The sequence below is a fragment of the Streptomyces sp. SID14478 genome (assembly GCF_010548525.1).
In the GTDB taxonomy this organism is placed as follows: domain Bacteria; phylum Actinomycetota; class Actinomycetes; order Streptomycetales; family Streptomycetaceae; genus Streptomyces.
This window is the reverse complement of record NZ_JAAGMG010000123.1, coordinates 1-2,008: the sequence shown is the minus strand read 5'-3', so window position 1 is coordinate 2,008 and position 2,008 is coordinate 1. Positions and strand designations below refer to the sequence as shown.

Annotated in this window: 2 protein-coding genes and 2 pseudogenes; 1 reads left to right on the top strand and 3 read right to left on the bottom strand. The window is 73.2% G+C overall.

Features of this window, described 5'->3' with window-relative positions:
- Both G3I40_RS04950 and G3I40_RS04945 read right to left on the bottom strand, forming a co-directional pair.
- Positions 1-238 (bottom strand): annotated as a pseudogene (locus G3I40_RS04950) (protein phosphatase); the annotation flags it as partial.
- Positions 235-855, bottom strand: coding sequence for a TetR/AcrR family transcriptional regulator (locus tag G3I40_RS04945; RefSeq protein ID WP_164300923.1), 621 nt, complete (start codon positions 853-855; stop codon positions 235-237). The gene G3I40_RS04945 and the pseudogene G3I40_RS04950, both read right to left, overlap by 4 nt.
- Positions 856-942: 87 nt before the next feature.
- Between G3I40_RS04945 and G3I40_RS04940 the strand changes: the two genes are divergently transcribed.
- Positions 943-1,836, top strand: coding sequence for a DMT family transporter (locus G3I40_RS04940; RefSeq protein ID WP_164300922.1), 894 nt, complete (start codon positions 943-945; stop codon positions 1,834-1,836).
- Here the strand turns inward: G3I40_RS04940 and G3I40_RS04935 are convergent.
- A pseudogene (locus tag G3I40_RS04935) lies at positions 1,820-2,008 on the bottom strand (5-amino-6-(5-phosphoribosylamino)uracil reductase); the annotation flags it as partial. The gene G3I40_RS04940 and the pseudogene G3I40_RS04935 overlap by 17 nt on opposite strands.

Genomic DNA, 2,008 nt, shown 5'->3' with positions numbered 1-2,008 from the left:
ACCGCAGCCAGGCGTCCCGCAGCGCGGCGCGGGCCCGCGCCGGGTCGGACGGCAGGCGGAAGTCGGGCCAGCGCAGCCAGGTTGACTCCCAAGAGACGTCGGGAGGCCGGTGGCCGAGGAGGTAGAGGCCGTACGTGGGGGAGGGGCCCGGCGGCAGCGGGTGGCGCAGGCCCCGGCCCCGCAGCGTGCGGCCCGACGGGAGCCGCAGGACACCGGGTGCGTCCGGCGCCCAGGTCATCGCGTCTCCCGCGCGGCGTGGAGGAGGAAGGCGGCGAGGCGGCGCGCCCGCCCGAACGCGTCGGGGAACACGTCGAGGCCGTCCGAGACCAGCGCGCCCTCGTGCAGCAGCATCAGGGAGCGCCCCAACTCCCTTGCCGCGTCCGGCGACACGTCCTGGGCGAGCCGGGTGAACAGCTCCAGCATCCACTGCTTCTGCCCGGCGATCACCGCGTACGCGGGATGTGCCGGATCGCTGATCTCGGCATGCGCGTTCACCATGCTGCAGCCCTTGGAACTGTGCTGCGCCATCCACTCCTGCGAGGCGTCGAACACGGCCAACACCCTTTCTGTGGGGGTCAGTTCGTCCGGGTCGTGATGGGCGGCGAGGAAGGCGCGCCAGCGCGCGTCCCGCGTGGCCAGGTAGTCGACGACGATGCGCTCCTTGGAGCCGAAGCGGTCGTAGAGCGTCTTCTTCGTGACGCCCGCCTCGGCCGCGATCAGATCGACTCCCACGGCGTGGATGCCGCGCTCGTAGAACAGTCGGGAGGCGGTCTCCAGCACCCGGCGCGCGGCCGGGGTGAGGTCCGGGCGGTCCGGGTCGACGGTCGGCGGGGCGGTGGTCGGCGGCGTACGCATGCCTCCAGAGTAGACCGAACTGTATAGTGAAGCGAGTAGACCGATCTGTATACCCGTGAACCCGTGCTCGCGAGGCGGTGCCGCACCATGAACGTCCTGCTGTCCCTCGGATTCGTCCTGACCTGGAGCTCCGGCTTCATAGGCGCCAAGCTCGGCGCCGGCGAGGCGAGCGCCGTGACCACGCTGATGTGGCGGTTCCTGCCGCTCGCGCTCGTCCTGTTGGCCGTCGGCGCGACGGCGGGCCGACGCGCGTGGCGCGGCATGACCGTCCGCGTCACGGGACGCCAGGTCGTCGTCGGCCTCCTGTCGCAGAGCGGCTATCTGCTGACCGTCTACTACGCCATCCAACTGGGCGTCTCCAGCGGCACCACCGCCCTGATCGACGGCACCCAGCCACTCGTCGCGGGCGCCCTCGCGGGACCGCTGCTGCGCAGCTACGTCACCGGGCGGCAGTGGCTCGGCCTGTGCCTGGGGGTGGCCGGGGTGCTCGTCGTCACCACGGCCGACGCGGCGGCCGTCACCGGCGTCGCGTGGTGGGCGTACCTCGTCCCGTTCCTCGGCATGCTGGCGCTGGTGGCGGCCACCTTCGTGGAGAGCCGCTCGCCCACCCGCGTCGAGCCGATGACCGCCATGACCGTCCACTGCGCCACCAGCGCCGTCGTCTTCACGGCGCTCGCGCTCGCCTTCGGGCAGGCCGCACCGCCCGCCGCGCCGTCCTTCTGGCTCGCGGTCGCCTGGCTCGTCGGCCTGTCGACGTTCGGCGGCTACGGCCTGTACTGGCTCGTGCTGCGCCGCCGCGGACTCACCCAGGTCAACACCCTGATGTTCCTGATGGCGCCGGTGACCGCGCTGTGGGGAGCGCTGATGTTCGGCGAACCCTTCGGCGTGCGCACCGGATGCGGACTCGCCCTCGGGCTCGCCGCCGTCGTGGTCGTGCAGCGCGCCGGCAGGTCCCGCCGGGCCGCTACGCGCCCGGCGTGACCAGATGCCGATTGGGGTCCATGGCCGCCCCGGCCAGCTCGGGAACCTCGGCGACGGCGACACCGGCCCCGGCGAGCACCCCGATCCCGTCGGCGCCCGGCACGAACGTGTCCGGCTCCCGCCAGGCCGTCACCACCCGGCGCACCCCCGCGTCGACGATCAGCCGCGCGCA

Bases quoted from the DNA above. Each gene is read 5' to 3' on its own strand.
- G3I40_RS04940 (WP_164300922.1), top strand. From the start codon at position 943: ATGAACGTCCTGCTGTCCCTCGGATTCGTCCTGACCTGGAGCTCCGGC.
- G3I40_RS04945 (WP_164300923.1), bottom strand. From the start codon at position 855: ATGCGTACGCCGCCGACCACCGCCCCGCCGACCGTCGACCCGGACCGC.